The organism is Maribrevibacterium harenarium (assembly GCF_006385675.1).
Classification (GTDB): Bacteria; Pseudomonadota; Gammaproteobacteria; order Pseudomonadales; family Marinomonadaceae; genus Marinomonas; species Marinomonas harenarium.
Window position 1 is genome coordinate 1 of sequence record NZ_VFRR01000108.1, and the last position, 1,339, is coordinate 1,339.

At 48.9% G+C, this 1,339-nt stretch carries 1 protein-coding gene; it reads left to right on the forward strand.

The genetic code is table 11. From position 1 onward, the window contains the following. Positions 1–58: 58 nt before the first annotated feature. Positions 59–1,339 (forward strand): IS200/IS605 family accessory protein TnpB-related protein (locus FJM67_RS17295; RefSeq protein WP_140591932.1); only part of this gene is annotated, 1,281 nt, incomplete at its 3' end.

A 1,339-nucleotide genomic window follows, 5' to 3' on the forward strand; every position in this document is an offset into this window, starting at 1 on the left:
TTTATGGACGACGCTCGGCCAAAAATCGTGCTCAGAAAGCCATTGAGGCAACAAAGGAATGACGCACCGCACTTATCAAACTCGACTCAAAAATCTGAGTGCTGAATCTGATTTAGCGCTGTCGAGTTATGCGGCCATTTTCTCAAAAGCAGAACGCACGCTTTTTGCCCAAACCTTTGCTCAAGGTATTCGACCCACACAAACTCACAAAAGCGGCTTCCAACTTCGTTTTGGTATCACTGCTAGACAATATAACGCCATCCTCTATGGCCTTCGTGGCAAAGTCGAGTCCATCAAAGAGCTTCGCAAAGACCACATCCAAGCCGCTAAAGCACGCATCAAATCCTCCGAAAAAGCGGTCAAAGCGTTGGAACGTCGCTTAAATGCGGATCGCAAAACCGGGGCAGCCACCAAGAACAAGACGGCCTTTAAGTTGCATCACAAGAAGCGTCGCCTTGCTACTCAGAAACATCGTCTTGAGAAGCTGTTGGTCGCTGAAAAAGCGAGCAAAGTCTCTCTGTGCTTTGGCTCGCGAAAGCTTTTCCATGCTCAGTACCACCTAGAACAAAATGGCTATGAAAACCATTCAGACTGGAAGCGGGATTGGCAGACTTACCGTGATCGTCAATTTTCGGTGTTGGGCTCCAAAGATGAGTCTGCGGGTTGCCAGGGCTGTCAGCTAAAACGTATTAATGACCAGTGGCTTCTCCATTTGCGTCTACCAAATTCGGTCATCGTGCAAACGGGGCTCCCCAAGCAAGTTGTTATGCCTATTGCGCTGCCTTTTGGAGAAACGGAGATTGAGCAAGCATTGCATCGTGGTAGCGCCATCACGTACCGTTTCGTTCGTGACGAAAAGGGTTGGCGAGTTTTTCTCTCCACCGAAATCGAAGCGGCAAAGAAAAAGAGCATTGAGGCGCAAGGCGCGATTGGCGTAGACATTAACGTTCATCATCTCGCGGTGGTTGAGATGGATCGCAACGGCAATCCAGTCAACAAGCATCGAATCAATGTGCAGACCCACGGCAAAACCACACATCAACGTATGGCTGTGATTGGTGATGCAGTGAAGCAGCTTGTCGAGATTGCGCATCGAACTCGTAAGCCGATCGTGCTTGAAGCGCTGGATTTTAAGCGTAAGAAGCAAGACCTAAAAGCCAATGAAGATCGCCGCTACAACCGCATGATCAGTGCGTTTGCGTACTCAAAGATCATCGAAGTGATCAAGGCTCGGTGTCTTGATCGCGGCATAGAAGTAAAAGAAGTCAATCCTGCTTATACCAGTCAGATTGGCAAACATAAGTTTGCTGAGCGCTATGGCCTAACGCCCCATCAAGGG